Origin of the sequence: Rhizobium sp. CIAT894 (assembly GCF_000172795.2) — a bacterium.
Taxonomy (GTDB): Bacteria; Pseudomonadota; Alphaproteobacteria; order Rhizobiales; family Rhizobiaceae; genus Rhizobium.
This window is the reverse complement of sequence record NZ_CP020952.1, coordinates 475,605-494,389: the sequence shown is the minus strand read 5'-3', so window position 1 is coordinate 494,389 and position 18,785 is coordinate 475,605. Positions and strand designations below refer to the sequence as shown.

Genomic DNA, 18,785 nt, shown 5'->3' with positions numbered 1-18,785 from the left:
TGGGGATTTTATGACGAGTCTTATTACTTCGACAAAGGACGTCAGCTTGACGGGAGATCAGAAAGTTGACGGGCTTCTCAGCGGCGTTGCTTGGGATGGCACGATAACCTATGCGTTTCCCACGACCTCGTCATCGTACATCTATAGCGGCGAGAAAGATTCTGATTTCTCGTCGATTTCCTCGCAACAGCAGTCTGCAGCTTTGTTTTTTATGGAGCAATCCTACGGAAACGCGGCAAATGACGGTTTTTCGGTTGAGGGATTTACGAACGCCAACTTTACCGCCGGCAGCGCCGATACGGCAACCGTGCGGTTCGCTCAGTCGTCCATGCCTCCGACGGCATGGACCTATTATCCGGGTACTGGCGCCTACAGCGGCGATGTCTGGTTCGGGACGGAATATGCCGGAACAGAAGATGACCTTCGCTTTCCGGAGTTCGGCAATTATGCGGGCCATACTTTGGTCCATGAGCTGGGTCACGCTCTCGGATTAAAGCATGCCCACGAACCGGATTTTTTCAATCCTACGGTTGTTCCGCGTGCCTACGACTCGGTCGAATATTCGGTCATGACCTATCGCACCTTTGTCGGAGACAGTCTGAGTGGGTACAAGTATGAGCATGACGGCGCGCCGCAAACCTTCATGATGCTCGACATCGCCGCCCTGCAGCAAATGTATGGGGCGGACTACACCACGAACAGTGGCGATACCGTTTATAAGTGGAATCCGAACGAAGGCGTCACCTATGTCGACGGAGTAGCCGCCATTACGCCCGATGCGAACCGCATCTTCGCGACAATCTGGGACGGCGGCGGCATCGATACCTATGATTTGAGCGCTTATACCACCGCCCTCAAGATCGACCTGCGAGCAGGGGGGTACTCGGTCTTTTCCCAGAGCCAATTGGCCGATCTGTGGGGTGACTATGCCCGCGGCAACATTTTCAACGCTCTTCTTTATGAAGGCAATACTGCGTCCTTGATCGAGAATGTTCAGGCCGGCTCCGGCAACGACAACATTGTCGGCAACGAGGCGAACAATACGCTTTGGGGCAATGCCGGAGATGATTCGCTTTACGGCGGTATCGGTGACGACACATTGATCGGAGGCGTTGGTTCCGACTGGATGGTGGGCGGGGCCGGCAACGACCTTTATGTTGTCGACGACAGCTTCGATGTTGTGATCGAGAGTGCGAACCAGGGGACGGACGCAGTCCAGACGGCCCTTTCAAGCTATACGCTCCGCAACAACGTCGAGATCCTGACCTACACGGGATCCTCCAGTTTCACCGGCACCGGCAATGCGCTTGCTAATATGATCACCGGCGGCAACGGCAACGACACGCTGGATGGCGGGGCAGGTGCGGACATCTTGATCGGCGGCGCGGGGGACGACACCTATATCGTCGACAATGCCAGCGACAGCATCACCGAAGCCGCCGCTGCGGGGACCGACACGGTTCGCGCGACATCAGCAAGCTATACGCTTGGCGCCAATGTCGAGAACCTCACCTACATCGGCACGGGAACTTTTATCGGAACAGGCAATGAGTTGAACAATATCCTGACCGGGGGGGCAGGTGCTGACACCCTGGACGGGAAGGCGGGAGCAGACACACTGATCGGCGGAGCGGGCAACGACACCTATATTGTCGATGTTCTGGCCGACGTGGTCACCGAAGGGCTGAATGCTGGCACCGATCAGATCAATACGACGCTTTTTTCCTATGCTTTGACGAGTGTTGCCAACGTCGAAAACCTGAAGTTCATCGGCACCGGCGATTTTAGCGGGACTGGAAACAGCCTCGCCAACACGATCACCGGCGGCACCGGCAACGATCTTCTGGACGGCGGCGCCGGCAACGATACGCTGATCGGCGGAGCGGGCAACGACATCTATGTGGTCGACAGCGCGAGCGACGTTGTCACCGAGGCGGTCAGCGCCGGCACCGACGAGATCCGCACGGCGCTTGCGAGTTATACGCTCAGCAACAATGTCGAGAATCTAACCTATACGGGGTCCGCCAACTTCAACGGCACCGGCAACGCGCTTGTCAACACGATCACCGGTGGCGCCGGCAATGACGTGCTGGATGGCGGAGCAGGCGCGGACAGCTTGATCGGCGGTGCGGGCGACGACACCTATATCGTCGACAATGCCTCCGACATCGTCACCGAAGCCGCCGCTGCGGGGACCGACACGGTTCGCACGGCCCTGGCAAGCTATACGCTCGGCGGTAATGTCGAGAACCTCACCTATAGCGGTACGGCAGCCTTTACCGGGACAGGCAACAGCCTTGCCAACACGATCCGGGGTGCGGCCGGTGCCGACACTCTGGACGGAAAGGCAGGTGCAGACACACTGATCGGCGGAGCAGGCGATGACACCTATATTGTCGATGACGTCGCCGACGCGATCACAGAAGGGCTGAATGCAGGAACCGATCTGGTCAGGACGGCGCTTTCTTCCTATGCCTTGACCAATATCGCCAATGTCGAGAACCTGATTTATACGGGATCTGCCAGCTTCACCGGCACCGGCAATGCGCTTGCCAACAAGATCACCGGCGGCGCCGGCAACGATCTGCTGGACGGCGGCACCGGCAATGACACGCTGGCAGGCGGTGCCGGCAACGACATCTATATGGTCGACAGTGCAAGCGACGTGATCACCGAAGATCTCAGCGCCGGTACCGACGAAATCCGCACGGCGCTTGCGAGCTATACGCTCGGCAACAATGTCGAGACCCTCACCTATACGGGATCGGCCAGCTTCAGCGGCACCGGCAATGCGCTTGCCAACGCGATCACCGGCGGCGCCGGCAATGACATGCTGAATGGCGGGGCAGGCGCCGATACCTTGATCGGCGGTGCGGGCGATGACACCTATATCGTCGACAATGCCGGCGACAGCGTCGCCGAGAACACCGACGCGGGCAGCGACACGGTTCGCACGGCCCTGACAAGCTATACGCTCGGCGCTAACGTCGAGAACCTGAGCTATAGCGGCACGGTCGCATTTACCGGGACAGGCAATGACCTTGCCAACACGATCACCGGCGGTGCCGGTAACGATCTGCTGGACGGCGGCGCCGGCAACGACACGCTGATCGGCGGTGCCGGCAACGACACCTATATTGTCGATGACGTTGCCGACGTGGTCACCGAAGGGCTGAATGCAGGAACCGATCTGATCAAGACGGCGCTTTCCAGCTATACGCTCGGCAACAATGTCGAGACCCTGCAATATACAGGATCGGCCAGCTTCAGCGGCACCGGCAATGCGCTTGCCAACAAGATCATCGGCGGCACCGGCAACGATCTTCTGGACGGCGGCACCGGCAATGACACGCTGGTCGGCGGTGCCGGCAACGACATTTATGTGGTCGACAGTGCGGGCGACGTCGTCACCGAGCTGGTCGGCGACGGCACCGACGAAATCCGCACGGCGCTTGCCGCCTACTCGATCGCTGCATTGGCCAATGTCGAGAACCTCACCTACACGGGATCCGCCAACTTCACCGGCACCGGCAATGCGCTTGCCAACACGATCACCGGCGGCGCCGGCAACGACCTGCTGAATGGCGGGGCAGGCGCCGACACCTTGATCGGCGGGGTGGGCAACGACTTCTACATCGTCGACAATGCCGGCGATATCGTCACCGAAGTTGCTGATGAAGGAACCGATACGGTTCGCACGACCCTGACAAGCTATACGCTCGGCGCCAATATCGAGAACCTCACCAATATCGGCACGGCAGCCTTTACCGGAACAGGCAACGCACTGAACAACATCCTGAGCGGGGGAGCGGGGGTCGACACGCTAACGGGCGGCGCGGGCGACGACACCTATGTCATCTCCATCGGCGACATCGTCATCGAGAATGCCGACGAGGGAACCGACACGGTGCAGACGGCCCTTGCCGCCTATACGCTCGGCGCCAATGTCGAGAACCTCACCTATAGCGGCACGGCCGCGTTTACCGGCACCGGCAACGGTCTCGACAACATCCTCAAGGGCGGTGTTGGCGCCGACAAGCTCGTGGGGGCTGGCGGCAACGACACATTGATCGGCGGGGCAGGTTCCGACACGATGTCGGGCGGGACGGGTGACGACATCTATGTTGTCGATATTGCGACCGATCTGGTGATCGAGAATGCGAGCGAGGGAACGGACACGGTCCAGACGGCGCTTGCAAGCTATACGCTCGGCGCCAATGTCGAGAACCTGACCTATACGGGATCGGCCAGCTTCACCGGCATCGGCAATGCGCTTGCCAATACGATCACCGGCGGCGTCGGCAATGACACGCTGAATGGCGGGGCAGGCGCTGACACATTGATTGGTGGTGCGGGCAACGACACCTACATCGTCGACGATGCCGGCGACAGCGTCACCGAAGCCGCTGCTGCGGGAACGGACACGGTTCGCACGAACCTGGCGAGCTATACGCTTGCTGCCAATGTCGAGAACCTTACCTTTGCCGGCACGGGAGCGTTTGCGGGCACTGGCAACAATCTCGCCAACGTGATCACGGGTGGTGCTGCCATCGATACGCTGTCCGGTGGTGGCGGCAACGACACGCTGGATGGCGGGGCCGGCGCCGATACCTTGATCGGCGGTGCGGGCGACGACACCTATATCGTCGACAATGGCGGCGACAGCGTCGCCGAGAACACCGACGCGGGCAGTGACACGGTTCGCACGGCCCTGACAAGCTATACGCTCGGCGCTAACGTCGAGAACCTGAGCTATAGCGGCACGGTCGCATTTACCGGGACAGGCAATGACCTTGCCAACACGATCACCGGCGGTGCCGGTAACGATCTGCTGGACGGCGGCGCCGGCAACGACACGCTGATCGGCGGTGCCGGCAACGACACCTATATTGTCGATGACGTTGCCGACGTGGTCACCGAAGGGCTGAATGCAGGAACCGATCTGATCAAGACGGCGCTTTCCAGCTATACGCTCGGCAACAATGTCGAGACCCTGCAATATACAGGATCGGCCAGCTTCAGCGGCACCGGCAATGCGCTTGCCAACAAGATCATCGGCGGCACCGGCAACGATCTTCTGGACGGCGGCACCGGCAATGACACGCTGGTCGGCGGTGCCGGCAACGACATTTATGTGGTCGACAGTGCGGGCGACGTCGTCACCGAGCTGGTCGGCGACGGCACCGACGAAATCCGCACGGCGCTTGCCGCCTACTCGATCGCTGCATTGGCCAATGTCGAGAACCTCACCTACACGGGATCCGCCAACTTCACCGGCACCGGCAATGCGCTTGCCAACACGATCACCGGCGGCGCCGGCAACGACCTGCTGAATGGCGGGGCAGGCGCCGACACCTTGATCGGCGGGGTGGGCAACGACTTCTACATCGTCGACAATGCCGGCGATATCGTCACCGAAGTTGCTGATGAAGGAACCGATACGGTTCGCACGACCCTGACAAGCTATACGCTCGGCGCCAATATCGAGAACCTCACCAATATCGGCACGGCAGCCTTTACCGGAACAGGCAACGCACTGAACAACATCCTGAGCGGGGGAGCGGGGGTCGACACGCTAACGGGCGGCGCGGGCGACGACACCTATGTCATCTCCATCGGCGACATCGTCATCGAGAATGCCGACGAGGGAACCGACACGGTGCAGACGGCCCTTGCCGCCTATACGCTCGGCGCCAATGTCGAGAACCTCACCTATAGCGGCACGGCCGCGTTTACCGGCACCGGCAACGGTCTCGACAACATCCTCAAGGGCGGTGTTGGCGCCGACAAGCTCGTGGGGGCTGGCGGCAACGACACATTGATCGGCGGGGCAGGTTCCGACACGATGTCGGGCGGGACGGGTGACGACATCTATGTTGTCGATATTGCGACCGATCTGGTGATCGAGAATGCGAGCGAGGGAACGGACACGGTCCAGACGGCGCTTGCAAGCTATACGCTCGGCGCCAATGTCGAGAACCTGACCTATACGGGATCGGCCAGCTTCACCGGCATCGGCAATGCGCTTGCCAATACGATCACCGGCGGCGTCGGCAATGACACGCTGAATGGCGGGGCAGGCGCTGACACACTGATCGGCGGTGCGGGCAACGACACCTACATCGTCGACGATGCCGGCGACAGCGTCACCGAAGGGTTGAATGAAGGAACCGATCTGATCAGGACGACGCTTTCCTCCTATGCTTTGACGAGCATCGCCAATGTCGAAAACCTGATCTTCACCGGCACCGGCGATTTTATCGGGACGGGAAACAGCCTCGCCAACACGATCACCGGCGGCGCCGGCAACGACACGCTTGACGGCGGCACCGGCAATGACACGCTGATCGGCGGTGCCGGCAACGACATCTATGTGATCGACAGTGCAAGCGACGTCGTCACCGAGGCGGTCAACGCCGGCACCGACGAAATCCGCACGGCGCTTGCAAGCTATACGCTCGGCAACAATGTCGAGAATCTGAGCTATACGGGATCGGCCAGCTTCACCGGCACCGGCAATGCGCTTGCCAACACGATCACCGGCGGTGCCGGCAACGACACGCTTGACGGCGGCGCCGGCAACGACACGCTGATCGGCGGAGCCGGCAACGACATCTATGTGGTCGACAGTGCAAGCGACGTCGTCACCGAGGCGGTCAACGCCGGCACCGATGAGATCCGCACGGCACTTGCGAGCTATACGCTCGGCAACAATGTCGAGAACCTGACCTATACGGGGTCCGGCAACTTCACCGGCACCGGCAACGCACTTGCCAACACGATCACCGGTGGCGCCGGCAATGACGTGCTGGATGGCGGGGTGGGCGCCGATATTTTGATCGGCGGTGCCGGCAGCGATACCTACCTCGTCGACAATGCCGGCGACAGCGTTGTCGAGAATGCCGCTGCGGGCAGCGACACGGTTCGAACGACCTTGGCGAGCTATACGCTTGGCTCCAATGTCGAGAACCTCACCTATGCCGGAACGTCTGATTTCAGCGGAACAGGAAATTCGCTTGATAACATCATTGTCGGCGGTAACGGGACCAATACGCTGACTGGTGGCGCTGGCAACGATATCCTCATTGGCGGGGATGCAGCTGATTTCTTCGTTTACTCGCCGAACTGGGGCCACGATACGATCATAGACTTCATGGCAACCGGCACGGCGCACGACACGATCAGGATCGATCACAGCATTTTCGCGGACTGGGCGTCGCTTCTTGCTGCATCCACTCAGTCTGGCAGCGATACAATCGTTACAGCCGATAGCGACAACACCATAACGCTGAAGAACATCGCCGTATCAAGCCTGGATTCGTTCGACTTCCTGTTCGCGTGAAGCTGATCGAACCTCCCTGGTAGAAATCATGCCGGGGAGGCGCTCCCTCTCTTCGCGAGGCCAGCGCCAGCGGGCTCGAAGCCGGGATCCGTGCAAAATCGGAGTCGCTTTTCGGAAAGCATGATGCGTAGCATTCCCGCAAGACGGCTTCACTGGGGGCTTACGGATCGGACGCCTCACCGGCGAAATAGAATGTGAGGCCAATGGCGATCTGTTTCGGCTGGCTGCGTTTAAAAATCGGCCACTTTGCCCCAGGCGGATGTCCCGAAGCGGTCGGGATGATAGGGCCGGGGATCGACGATCGGCTCATCGCCTGTGACGATGTCGGCGATCAGATGGCCGGCGCCCGGCCCGATGCCGAAGCCGTGGCCGCTGAAGCCGGCAGCCAGGATGAAACCCGGAAGGGTGGCGATCTCGCCGATCCCCGGCACACCGTCCGGGGTGCTGTCGATATAGCCCGCCCAGGCCGCGCTGATGCGAGTTTTCTTCAGGGCCGGTAGAAGCTCAAGTGCCCGCGCATGCGTCAGCGCAATGGTGGCCTCGTCGACCGCGGGGTCGAGGATGCGCATGCGCTCCATCGGCGTCGGGCTGTCGAGCCGCCAGCGCGCCAGAGACTCGTGACCCGAACGAAACCCCTCCAGCCCACCGGGTGCAAGACTGCGCCAGCGCCGGGCGAACATCGGCAGGAATTGTGCGGCGAAGCGGAATTGCTGCGGGGTCGGATCGACACGGCCGCGGCCGCTGATCGCCAGCGTGTAGCCGCCGTCGCCGCGCCGCGTCACCGACACGGCTGCTGTATGCAGTGCGTCCGGCAGGCCGCTTGCGCCCGGTGAAACCGAAAGGATCGACGAACGGATCGATGCCTGCGGAAATCGAATGCCGAGTTGGCGGCAGAAGGAGGAGGCCCAGGCGCCGCCGGCCAGGATCGCGATTTTTGTGCGGATCGTGCCATGCTCGGTGACGACGCCCGAAAGCCTGCCACCTTCGATGTCGATGCCGCGGGCCGCACAGGACTGATGCACCGTGCCCCCCAGCTTCAGGATCGCACGTGCGACGGCTGGTACTGCCCGCGCGGGATCGGCGGTGCCGTCTGTCGGCGAAAACACCCCGCCTTTCCATGTGGCGCCGGTGACGCGCCCGCGTTCGGTTGCTTCTACGCTGCTCAACATATGCGTCGTGACGCCGACCGAGCGCGCGAAATTGCGCCAGCGTGCCCAGCCGGACAGTTCCTCGTCGCTATTGCTGAGATAGAAAAGGCCGCAGCGACGAAAGCCCGTATCCTCCCCGGTCTCGGCGGCGAAGCGCTCCCACAGATCGAGGCTCTTCGTCGACATCGGCAGTTCGCGGGCGTCGCGGTTCTGCTGGCGGCACCAGCCCCAGTTACGGCTCGACTGCTCTGCGCCGACAAAGCCCTTTTCGACGAGAGCGACCTTCAATCCGCGCCGGGCCAGATAATAGGCCGCGAAAACACCGACGATGCCGCCGCCGATCACTACCGCATCGGCGGCAGTCGGCAGCTTCGGCGTGGTGTCGACGCGATCGAGCGGTGCGGGCATGGCAGGGTCTCCGTTTCCAAGATGTAGTCTAGCGGATCTGGCGCCACGCCTTTACCGCAGATCAGCTGGCGGCGGCAGAAGATTCCGTCTTGCTTCGAGCGCGGCAGCCATTTGTGCTTCCGCCTGTGTTGCAGCGTCATAAGCGATCGCAAGCGGAGACCGTGTGCAGCGAGACCCATTCGGATCGGCTTAAGGATCCTCTACGAATTGCAGAAGAATGGCCGGGTTGCGAACGCGGAACGTTGCCGGAAAGTGATCACCACGCCGAGCCTCATTGCCGGCAATAGGCCCGCACCAGTTCAGGATCCTGCTGCAGCCCGTCAAGCCAGGCCGGATCAAGCGTCGGCACTGATGAGAAGAGCAGTTGCGAATAGGGATGCGTCGGCGTCTTTACCGTCGAGGGCGTGATTTCCTCGACCTTCCGGCCTCCATACATCACGACGATCTCGTCGCAGATCGCCTCCACGACCGAGAGATCGTGGCTGATGAAAATGTAGGAAAGGCCGAGTTCGCGCTGCAATTCCTTGAGCAGGTCGATGACCGCGGCGGCCACCACCGTGTCGAGCGCCGAGGTAATCTCGTCGCAGAGGATCAGCTTCGGATCGGCAGCCAGCGCCCGGGCGAAATTGACGCGCTGCTTCTGCCCGCCCGAGAGCTCTCCCGGCCGGCGATGACGCAGGTTGCGCGGCAGGCGCACCATATCAAGCAGTTGATCGATCCGGACGTTTTGGGCCTGCCGATCCATGCGATGGTAAAAGACCAGGGGCCTGGCGAGGATGTCTTCGACCGATTTTGCCGGGTTGAGAGCGGTATCGGCATATTGGAAGACGATCTGCATCTCGCGCAACTGGTCGCGCGAGCGCTCGCGAGCGCTGCGGTTGAGTTCCGTGCCGTCGAAGACGATCTTGCCGACTGCGGCCGGCAGGATGCCGGCAATGGTGCGGGCGAGCGTTGACTTGCCGCAACCGGACTCTCCGATGATGCCGAGATTACGCCCTTTCTCTACCTTTAGGCTCACATGCTCGACTGCGCGCACGAGGGGAAGGCCGTCGGCCTGGCGCTGTCCGTAGCCCGCAACGAGATCCTCGATCTTCAGAAGCGGCGCCGTCGCGCGCGCGACTGCCCCTTCCATGCCGCGCGATTTCGGCTCGAAGGCTGCGAGCAGCTCTCTGGTATAGGGATGCTTGGCGTTGTCGAGTATCTCCTTGGTGGTGCCGGTTTCCTGGACCTCCCCGCCTTTCAATACGACGATGCGGTCGGCGATCTGCGCGACGACGGCGATGTCGTGCGAGACATAGACGCCTGCTATGCCGCCCTTCTTCATGACCGACTTGAACGCGCGTAGCACTTCGATCTGGGTCGTCACGTCGAGCGCAGTCGTCGGCTCGTCGAAGATGACGAGTGTGGGGTCGCCGATCAGCGCCATGGCCGCCGCCAATCGTTGCAGCTGGCCGCCGGAAACCTGGTGCGGATAGCGGCTGCCGATCGTTTCGGGGTTCGGCAGGGACAGCGCCCGGAAGAGTTCGACTGCCCGGGCACGCGCCTCTTCCGGCGACATCAGCTGATGAATCCGGGTGACTTCGATCACCTGATCCATGATCGATGTGGCCGGGTTGAAGGCGGCGGCCGCCGATTGCGGGACATAGGCGACTTCGGTGCCGCGCACTTTGGCGCGCTGTTTCTCACTGAGCGCAACCATGTCCTTGCCGCCGACCGAGACGCTGCCGCCGGAGATGCGGCAGCCCGCACGGGTATGGCCCATGAGGGTCAGGGCGATAGTTGTTTTGCCCGAGCCGCTCTCGCCGATCAGCGCGACGATCTCGCCCTCGGCAACGTCGAGGCTGACGCCCTTGATGATCTCGACGCGCCGGCCGGAATCGGTGGTGGCCTCGACCTTCAGGTCGCGGATTTCAACGAAACTGCTCATGACGCGCTCCTGTCGCGGACTTTCTGCGGCAGGTTGTCGATCAGCAGATTGACGCTGATCGTGAGGCTGGCGATGGCAAGCGACGGAAACATCACTGCCGGCGCACCGAACGGCAGCCCACCGATATTCTCGCGCACGAGCGCGCCCCAATCGGCATAGGGCGGCTGGACGCCAAGGCCGAGGAAGGAAAGCCCGGAAAGGAGCAGAACGATGAACACAAAGCGGATTCCGAGGTCGGCAAGCACCGGACCGACGATATTGGGAAGGATTTCCGAGCGAATGAGATAGAGGGTGTTTTCACCGCGAATTCGGGCGACCGTGATGAAATCCATCGCATTGATATTGACCGCGAGCGCCCGGGCGAAGCGGTAGGCGCCGGGGATGTAGATCACCGACAGTGTCAACACCAGAATCGGGACAGAAGAGCCGACCGCGGCGACGACCACCAGGCCGAACAGCTTGCTCGGGATGGAGTTGAGAGCGTCGAGGAAGCGGCTGAGGATCGTGTCCAGCCAGCCGCCGGCGACGGCTGCAATCATACCGAGCACGACGCCGCTGAAGCAGGCGATCGTCACCGCCGCCAGCGAGATGCCGACCGTATAGCGCGCGCCCATCAGAATCCGCGAAAGCATGTCGCGGCCGAGATAGTCGGAGCCGAGCCAGAGTTCCCGGCTCATCGGGCCGAAATAGTCGACATCGACAATCTCGCCGATAGGATAGGGGATGATCAACGGTGCGATGATCGCAATGAGCGCCCAGGAGAGGATGACGACAAGGCCGATTGCTCCGACGATGTTGAAGCGATAGCCAAACCGGGTTCCGGACGGCCGGCCCGAAGCGATTACGGAACGGGTCATGGTCATCGGAGCCTCGGATTGGAAAGAATGGCGATAATGTCGGCGATGGTGATCAGCAGCAGATAGCCGAGGCAAAAGATCATCGCGCAGCTCTGGATCAGCGGCAGGTCGCGGGTGGCCACGGCATCCAGCATCAGCTTGGCGATACCGGGATAGTTGAAAATGGTCTCGACGATGATGACGCCTCCGAGCAGGTAGGACAGTGAAAGCGCAACGGCATTGACGATCGGGCCCAGCGCATTGGGAAGCGCATGGCGAAAGACGATGCGCGGCCGGGAGGCCCCCTTGAGCAAAGCCATTTCGACATAGGGCGTGTTGAGCGTTTCGATAACAGCGGCGCGTGTCATGCGGATCATCTGGGCCGAGACGACAAAGGTCAGCGTGATCACCGGCATGGCGTAGACGCGCAGGATGTCGCTCAGGCTATGGACCTCATTGGCCAGGGAGAGCGCCGGCAGCCATTTCAGATAGACGGCGAACAGCAGCGCGGCAGAGGTCGCGACCATGAACTCCGGCACGGAGATGACGCCTATGGTGATCACGGTGACAATCCGGTCGTAAAGCGTGCCGCGCAGCATCGCCGCGGTGATCCCGAGCGTCAGCGCAATAGGCACGGAGAAGAGCGCGGTGACACCGGCGAGTTTCAGCGTATTGACGAAACGGCCGGCAATAAGATCTGCGATCGGCATTTCGTTGGCATAGGAGGTGCCGAGGTCGCCCTGCAGCAGTCCGATGGACCAGCGCAGGAAACGAAAGAGCGCCGGCTCGTCGAGATGCATGGCCTTGCGAAGACCTTCGACGGCTTCCGGCGTGGCCGCCTGACCAAGCAGGATCGTCGCCGTATCTCCCGGCAGGAGCGTTGTCGCGAAGAACACGGCGAAGGAGACGATTACCAGGGTGATCAGGGCGATGAGCAATCTGCTCAGCACAAGGGATAAGACCTGCTTGTTCACGCGCGGCTCCCTTTTTGGCGTTCGAGTTCAATTCCGAAAGAACCGGGGCTTGGCTGCAGCCCCGGCTCCCTTCATTATTATCAGGCTTCGAGCCAGACGTATTCCGCGAAGGCGTATCCCATCTGGCCGCCGAGCGGATTGGGTTCCAGGCCCTTGAGCTTGGCGGCGGTGGCATCGACATTCGAAAGATAGGCCGGGATGATGGTGCCGGCTTCGTTGGCAATCATCGCCTGCATCTCGTCGTAGATCGCCCTGCGCTTCTCCTGGTCGAGCGAGCCTCGAGCTTCGATCAACATCTTGTCGAACTTCTCCGACTTGTATTGGCTCTCGTTCCAGGGGGCCTGAGAGGAGTAGAGCAGCGAGAACAGGATGTCCGGTGTCGGACGAGGATTGATGTTGCCGAAGTGGATCGGCGCCTTGAGCCAGTAATTGTCCCAATAGCCGTCGGAGGGAACGCGTTGGACATCGAGCTTCAGGCCGATCTCGGCGCCCGAAGCCTGGATGACCATCGCCATGTCGATCGAGGAGTTCGCCGCTTCGGAGGCGATCACCGGAATGGACTGGCCGAGGACGCCGGCCTTGTCGAAATGGAACTTCGCCTTGTCGGGGTCGAAGGCCCGCGGCTTCAAGTCGGCATTGCGGTAGAAGTTGACGGGAGAAACCGGCTGGTCGTTGCCGATTTCACCGAGGCCGCGCAGGACCGACTTGACGATCTGTTCGCGGTTGACGAGGTACTTCATGCCCTCGACGAAGTCGCGCTTGCTGCCGGGATCCATGTCCAGCCGCATGTTGAGGTTGGTGTAGTTGCCAGAGGTGGTCTTCGACAGGAAGAAGCCGTCCCCCTGGGCCTCGACGAGGCGCACGGAGCGCGGATTGATCGAGGCTGCAAGATGGATGTCGCCCGACAGCAGCGCATTGACGCGGGCATTGTCGTCGCTGATTGCGAAATATTCGAAGGAATCGACGTTCGGGCCGGATTTCCAATAGTTCTTGTTCTTGATCCCGACCGAGCGAACGCCCGGCTCGAACACTTCCTTGACGAAAGCGCCGGTGCCGTTGGCCTTGGTGAAATCGGTGGTTCCGTCGGAGACGATCATGAAGTGATGCATCGACAGGATGGTGGGCAGATCGGCATTGGGATCGGCAAGCGTGATCTCGACGGTCTGCTTGTCGACGGCCTTGAAGCCGGTCATCTGGGCGGCGATCTTGGCGACCTTCGAGCCGACGGACGGATCGAGATGGCGCTTCAGCGAGAAGACCACGTCGTCTGATGTCAGTGGCTTGCCGTCGTGGAAGGTGACGCCCTTCTTCAGCTTGACCGTCCAGGTCTTCGCATCCTTGGACTCGATCGCTTCGGCAAGCTCCATCTGCGGCGTGCCTGATTTGTCGAGGAAGGTGAGGCGGTTATAGAAAGAGCAGCACCGAACATAGTCGGTGGAGAGCGACGCCTTGGCCGGATCGAGCGTATCGGCCGTGGAGGAAGACCAGCCGGCCGCCTTGAGCGCGCCGCCGGAAACGGGCGTCGCGGCGAGCGCCTTGCCGGCGCGGCCGAGCACGAGCCCGCCGGCCGACATGGCAACCCCGCCCGCGAGCATCATATGCAGCAGCTCACGGCGGGTGGCGCCACGACGGATGGCGGTTTCGATCATGGCGTCGTCGGACGTGGTCCAATTGGTGATCTTGTCGTTCATCTCATTCCCCTTTTCTTCTGTGGCGGGCTGCCCGTTCCGGGCAGGCCCGATCCGGTTTTAAAATCAGGCGCGCGCGGCAGCCACGGCATCGGCCAAGCCTGCCATGGAGGTGAAGTGGAAGTCAGGTTTGGTGAATTCGGCCGGCTCGATCGTGCCGCCGTAGCCCTTCTGGGCATGGCGCCGCTCAACCCAGCAATTGGTCAGCCCGAGTTGCCTGGAAATCCCGATATCGTGGTACTGGCTCTGGGCGACATGCAGGATGTCGTCCTTCGAATGCCCTTGCGAGGCAACATAGGCGAAAACCGTCTCGAAGAATGCGGGATCGGGTTTTTCCGTGCCCGTATCGTCGGCCGTGAAGGCAGCATGGAATGGATTGCCGAGCTCCCTCTCGAACAAATCGAATGCCCAGCGCCGGGCATTGGTCATCGCAACGAGGCGGTAATTCTTCGCAAGTTCGGCCAGTGCTGCGGCGCTGTCTGAAAAACCCTTCCAGTTCTTCGCCGAATCCCGCAGCCGTTGCCCATATTTTTGATCGGCGGGCAGGCCGAGTTCCGGTGCGATCGCCAGGTAGACGCGCACGAGGTCGTCGGGAAAGAGGCCGGCTTCCCCGGAGTAGCGAGCCGCGCGATAGAGGCTGAGCGCCTGCTCGCCGTCGACCGTGACCCCCGTCTCGGCGGCGATCTCGGCAAAGCAGCCCTTGAGGCCGGCCTCGAAGTCGATGAGTGTGCCGACGACGTCGAATGTCATGTATTTGAATTCCGGAAGGCTCTTGCTCACGTGAATTCCCCAGTGTTCGGCTCTGGCGGGAGCACGGTTCTCGAAGAAGAATATTCTGTTCCCATAGGCGGGATCTTTGTCCCGCTCTTGTCCCGAAGGCCCGCATCTGCCGGGATCCGCGCCTTTCACTGATCGTAGTTTGTCATCTGGACTGCGCCGGATTCTCCTGAAAGGCGGCATATGGCGGCACAAAATACCGAATCTGACCGTTTCGCGATATTCTGAGGCTTGCATCACCCACGCGCATCCTGGCCCGCCAGCGTGAAGCGCCGGCACCCGGCGAAGCTCACCGTTTCGGTGCTGAGGCGGCAGTGCGCCCATGAACGCCGGCGCGTCGGCGCAGGAAATGAGGTTGTTTCCAGGCTCGATCGACGATGCCGTGCACCGCCTTGGCGCCGTTTTTCGCAAAATTTCGGGGTTTCGAGGCCGATTGCGGCGCAGAGGCTTTTGCTGCAGGTGGAGAGGACGCCGAGGCGGCATCGGCGGCAGAAAGCGGGCTCAAGCCCGCGTCAACCGCCGATGAGCCGCAATCGGCGATCGGAATGAACGGATCGCGCTCAGGCTATCCCTGGCTATTCCGGAAAGGTCGAGCGGCTTCTCGATCGTCGGCGCCCGAGCCGGCAGCCTGCAATACCGCAGGCGCTGGACATGTCAGTTCATCATTGCCAGCGCTGCCGCAAAGAAATCCTCGCCTCCGAAGTTTCCTGATTTCAACGCCAGCAGCATGTCTCCCTGGGCATTGCCGACCGTACGCAGCACCGGCACGCCCGGGGCAATCTCCGGTCCGATCAGAAATGCGGGAATGGCGAGTCTGTCGACCGCAGCGCCTGAGGTTTCGCCGCCTGCAATCACGAGGCGCCGCACGCCTCTCTCCACCAGTTCGGCTGAAATAATCGACGTCGCCGTCTCGATCGCGTGGCCGGAGGCTTCCCGCCCGTAAAGGGTTTGCAGCCGGGATACGGTTTCGGGTGCGGCGCTCGCGGCGACCACGACGGGGCCGGCGGCGATGCGGTCTCCGGCCCAGGAAATCGCCGCGGCGATCTCGTCCGGACTGGCAAGCAGCCGTTCCGGGTCGAGCCGCAGGACGGGCATCGACCGTTCGGCGACGTCGAGCTGGCGCAGCGTCGCCTTGGAGCAACTGCCGGCCACAATCGCTGAGAGCCCGCCGACGGGACGCATGGCGTCCACCGAAGTTGTGCCGCCGGACGATATCCGACCGGTGCGGACGAGCGCGCGGGCAAGGCCGAGGCCGAGGCCGGACGCACCGGTGGAGACCGGCGTTTCGAGGGCGATCTCGCCGAGCGTTTCAAGGTCCCTCTCGAAAATCGCATCGGCGATAGTCAGGGTGACGCTTTGCGTTCGCAGGGCGTCGAGCCTGGCCTTGACGACGGCAGGCCCGGCCGCGATGGCATTGAGATCGATCAGCCCGACAGTGCCGCGCGATTGTCGGGCAAGAACCCGCACGAGATTGGCGTCATGCATGGGATTGAGGGGATGGTCCTTGAGCGGGCTTTCGTTCAACGGCTGTCCGCCAACGAAGAGGTGACCGAGATAGACTGTGCGGCCGGTTTCCGGAAAGGCTGGCGTCACCAGCACTGAGCCGCCGCCCGCTGCATCGCTCAATGCCTCCGTGACCGGGCCGATATTGCCGGCATCGGTGGAATCGAAGGTCGAACAGATCTTGTAAAGCACATGGCCTGCACCCCGCTGGCGCAGCCACCGCTCGGCGCTGGCAGCGGCCGCCACGGCATCCGAGGCCGGGACGGAGCGGATTTTCAGGGAAACGACCACGGCGTCGACATCCGGCAGTGCCAGCGACGGGTCAGGGATGCCGACGGTCTGCACCGTGCGCAGACCGTTCTTCGTCAGCGTGTTGGCGAGGTCGGACGCGCCCGTATAGTCGTCAGCGATTGATCCGAGTGAAATAGCCATCGTCTAGCTCCGCGCAAAAGGTTTGAACCAGCCAAGACCGTCCAGCGTGTGGCTGCGCGGGATGTATTCGCAGCCGATGAAGCCGTCATAACCCAGCCGTTCGATTTCGCCGAACAGATAGGGATAGTTCAGCTCCTCCCCATCCGGCTCGTTGCGTGACGGCACGCTGGCGATCTGAATATGCCCGGTGATCGGCAGCAGGCGCCGCAGCGCCATGACGACGTCGCCATGGATGATCTGCCGGTGATAGATGTCGAACTGGAGCTTCAGGTTCGGCAGGCCGCATTCGGCAATCAGCCGCTCGGCTGCGCCGAAATCGTTAAGGAAATATCCCGGCATGTTGCGCCCGTTGATCGGCTCGAGCAGGAGATCGATGCCCCTTTCCGCAAGCCGCTCGGCCGTATAGGTGACGGAGCGCCGATAGCGGGAGGAGGCGTCTTCGTCGTGACGGTCGGCGATACCCGCCATCAGGTGCAGCCGCCCGACTCCCGTTGCTGCCGCGTAGTCCAGTGCCTTCTCGACATCGGCTTTCAGCGCATCGAACCGTCCGGGAAGGGCGGCAATGCCACGTTCGCCTGCTGTCCAGTCGCCCGGCGGCAGATTGAACAAGGCCTGCTGCAGATTGTTGCGGGCAAGCCGCTCGGCGATTGCCTCCGGCGTGGCTTCATAGGGAAAGAGGTATTCGACGGCGGCAAAGCCGGCATCGGCTGCGGCGTCGAAACGGTCGAGGAATGCCCATTCGTTGAACATCATCGTCAGGTTGGCGGCGAAAACCGGCATGTCTGGCGCTCCTTTTTACAGGCTCTGCGGCTTTTTGTCGGAAACGGGCAATTCAGCGCCGGAAAGTTTGGCGTAGAGCCGCGCGAGCGAGGAGTCGTCGTCCCGGCCCATACCGGCGCCCGCGGCGGCCAGATACATCTGCAGGGCCGCTGCCGAGAGCGGGGCCGGATAACGCTCGGAGCGGGCCATATCCTGGACGATGCCGAGATCCTTGACGAAAATCTCGATGCTGCTGAGCGGCGTATAGTCTCCGGCCAGCACATGCGGCACACGGTTTTCGAACATCCAAGAATTGCCGGCCGAAGCGGTGATCACCTCATAGACCTTGTCGAGCTCGAGGCCCTGCTTGGCGGCAAAGGTGATGGCCTCGCAGGCGGCGGCGATGTGCACGCCGGCGAGAAGCTGGTTGATCATCTTGAAGGCAGCGCCCGTTCCGGCCGCGTCGCCAAGCTCGTAGACCTTGCCGGCCATGGCGTCGAGACCCGGGCGTGCCCTGTCGAAGGCCTGGCCGGAGCCGGATGCCATGATCGTCAGTTCGCCAAGCGCCGCCTTGGCTGCGCCGCCGGAAATGGGGGCGTCGAGATAATGAAGGCCGAGAGCCTCTACTCGTTGTGCCAGATTGCGTGCAACGGCGGGATCCATGGTTGCCGAGGAAATGAACACGGCGCCAGCCTTCATCGTGCTCGCAACACCTTCAGGGCCGAACAGCACGGCCTCGGTCTGCGCGCCGTTGACGACGACGGAGACGACGATGTCGGCATCCTTTGCTGCGTCGGCCGGGGTCTGAGCGCCCCGTCCGCCGTCGGTGATGAAGCGGTCCACCGCCGCCGGCGTGATGTCATATCCGACGACATCGAGCCCTGCGCGCGTCATCGACCGGGCCATTCCGAGCCCCATTGAACCAAGACCGATGACGGCCGCGACGACAGGACCCGGGTTTTCAGCAATCGGTGACATGAGGAGTTCTCCG

At 62.0% G+C, this 18,785-nt stretch carries 10 protein-coding genes; 1 reads left to right on the top strand and 9 read right to left on the bottom strand.

Annotated elements, in window-relative coordinates; all coding sequences use genetic code 11:
- Positions 1 to 211 precede the first annotated feature (211 nt).
- Complete coding sequence (locus RHEC894_RS31135; protein WP_281069176.1) at positions 212 to 7,342, top strand: M10 family metallopeptidase C-terminal domain-containing protein; 7,131 nt, start codon at positions 212 to 214, stop codon at positions 7,340 to 7,342.
- Positions 7,343 to 7,572: 230 nt separating this feature from the next.
- Here the strand turns inward: RHEC894_RS31135 and RHEC894_RS31130 are convergent, their stop codons facing one another.
- The 9 genes from RHEC894_RS31130 to ltnD form a co-directional block, all read right to left on the bottom strand.
- Positions 7,573 to 8,898 carry an FAD-binding oxidoreductase gene (locus tag RHEC894_RS31130; RefSeq protein ID WP_085740474.1) on the bottom strand — a complete coding sequence of 442 codons (1,326 nt, stop codon included), beginning with the start codon at positions 8,896 to 8,898 and terminating at the stop codon, positions 7,573 to 7,575.
- A gap of 271 nt (positions 8,899 to 9,169) precedes the next feature.
- Complete coding sequence (locus tag RHEC894_RS31125; RefSeq protein ID WP_085740473.1) at positions 9,170 to 10,825, bottom strand: ABC transporter ATP-binding protein; 1,656 nt, start codon at positions 10,823 to 10,825, stop codon at positions 9,170 to 9,172.
- Positions 10,822 to 11,688 carry an ABC transporter permease gene (locus RHEC894_RS31120; RefSeq protein ID WP_085740472.1) on the bottom strand — a complete coding sequence of 289 codons (867 nt, stop codon included), beginning with the start codon at positions 11,686 to 11,688 and terminating at the stop codon, positions 10,822 to 10,824. Before RHEC894_RS31120 ends, RHEC894_RS31125 begins: the two co-directional genes overlap by 4 nt.
- Positions 11,685 to 12,635: an ABC transporter permease gene (locus RHEC894_RS31115; protein WP_085740471.1), complete on the bottom strand. Its 951-nt coding sequence runs from the start codon at positions 12,633 to 12,635 to the stop codon at positions 11,685 to 11,687. Before RHEC894_RS31115 ends, RHEC894_RS31120 begins: the two co-directional genes overlap by 4 nt.
- 80 nt (positions 12,636 to 12,715) lie before the next feature.
- Positions 12,716 to 14,326, bottom strand: coding sequence for an ABC transporter substrate-binding protein (locus RHEC894_RS31110; RefSeq protein ID WP_085740470.1), 1,611 nt, complete (start codon positions 14,324 to 14,326; stop codon positions 12,716 to 12,718).
- Positions 14,327 to 14,389: 63 nt separating this feature from the next.
- On the bottom strand, positions 14,390 to 15,103 hold the full coding sequence (locus RHEC894_RS31105; RefSeq protein WP_010066775.1) for an HAD-IA family hydrolase: 714 nt from the start codon (positions 15,101 to 15,103) through the stop codon (positions 14,390 to 14,392).
- 651 nt (positions 15,104 to 15,754) lie between these two features.
- On the bottom strand, positions 15,755 to 17,035 hold the full coding sequence (gene otnK / locus RHEC894_RS31100) for a 3-oxo-tetronate kinase (RefSeq protein WP_085740469.1): 1,281 nt from the start codon (positions 17,033 to 17,035) through the stop codon (positions 15,755 to 15,757).
- A gap of 3 nt (positions 17,036 to 17,038) precedes the next feature.
- Positions 17,039 to 17,815 (bottom strand): 2-oxo-tetronate isomerase, encoded by a 777-nt coding sequence (gene otnI, locus RHEC894_RS31095; RefSeq protein WP_085740468.1) that lies wholly within the window; start codon positions 17,813 to 17,815, stop codon positions 17,039 to 17,041.
- A gap of 15 nt (positions 17,816 to 17,830) precedes the next feature.
- Complete coding sequence (gene ltnD / locus RHEC894_RS31090; RefSeq protein WP_085740467.1) at positions 17,831 to 18,772, bottom strand: L-threonate dehydrogenase; 942 nt, start codon at positions 18,770 to 18,772, stop codon at positions 17,831 to 17,833.
- Between the last annotated feature and the right edge of the window lie 13 nt (positions 18,773 to 18,785).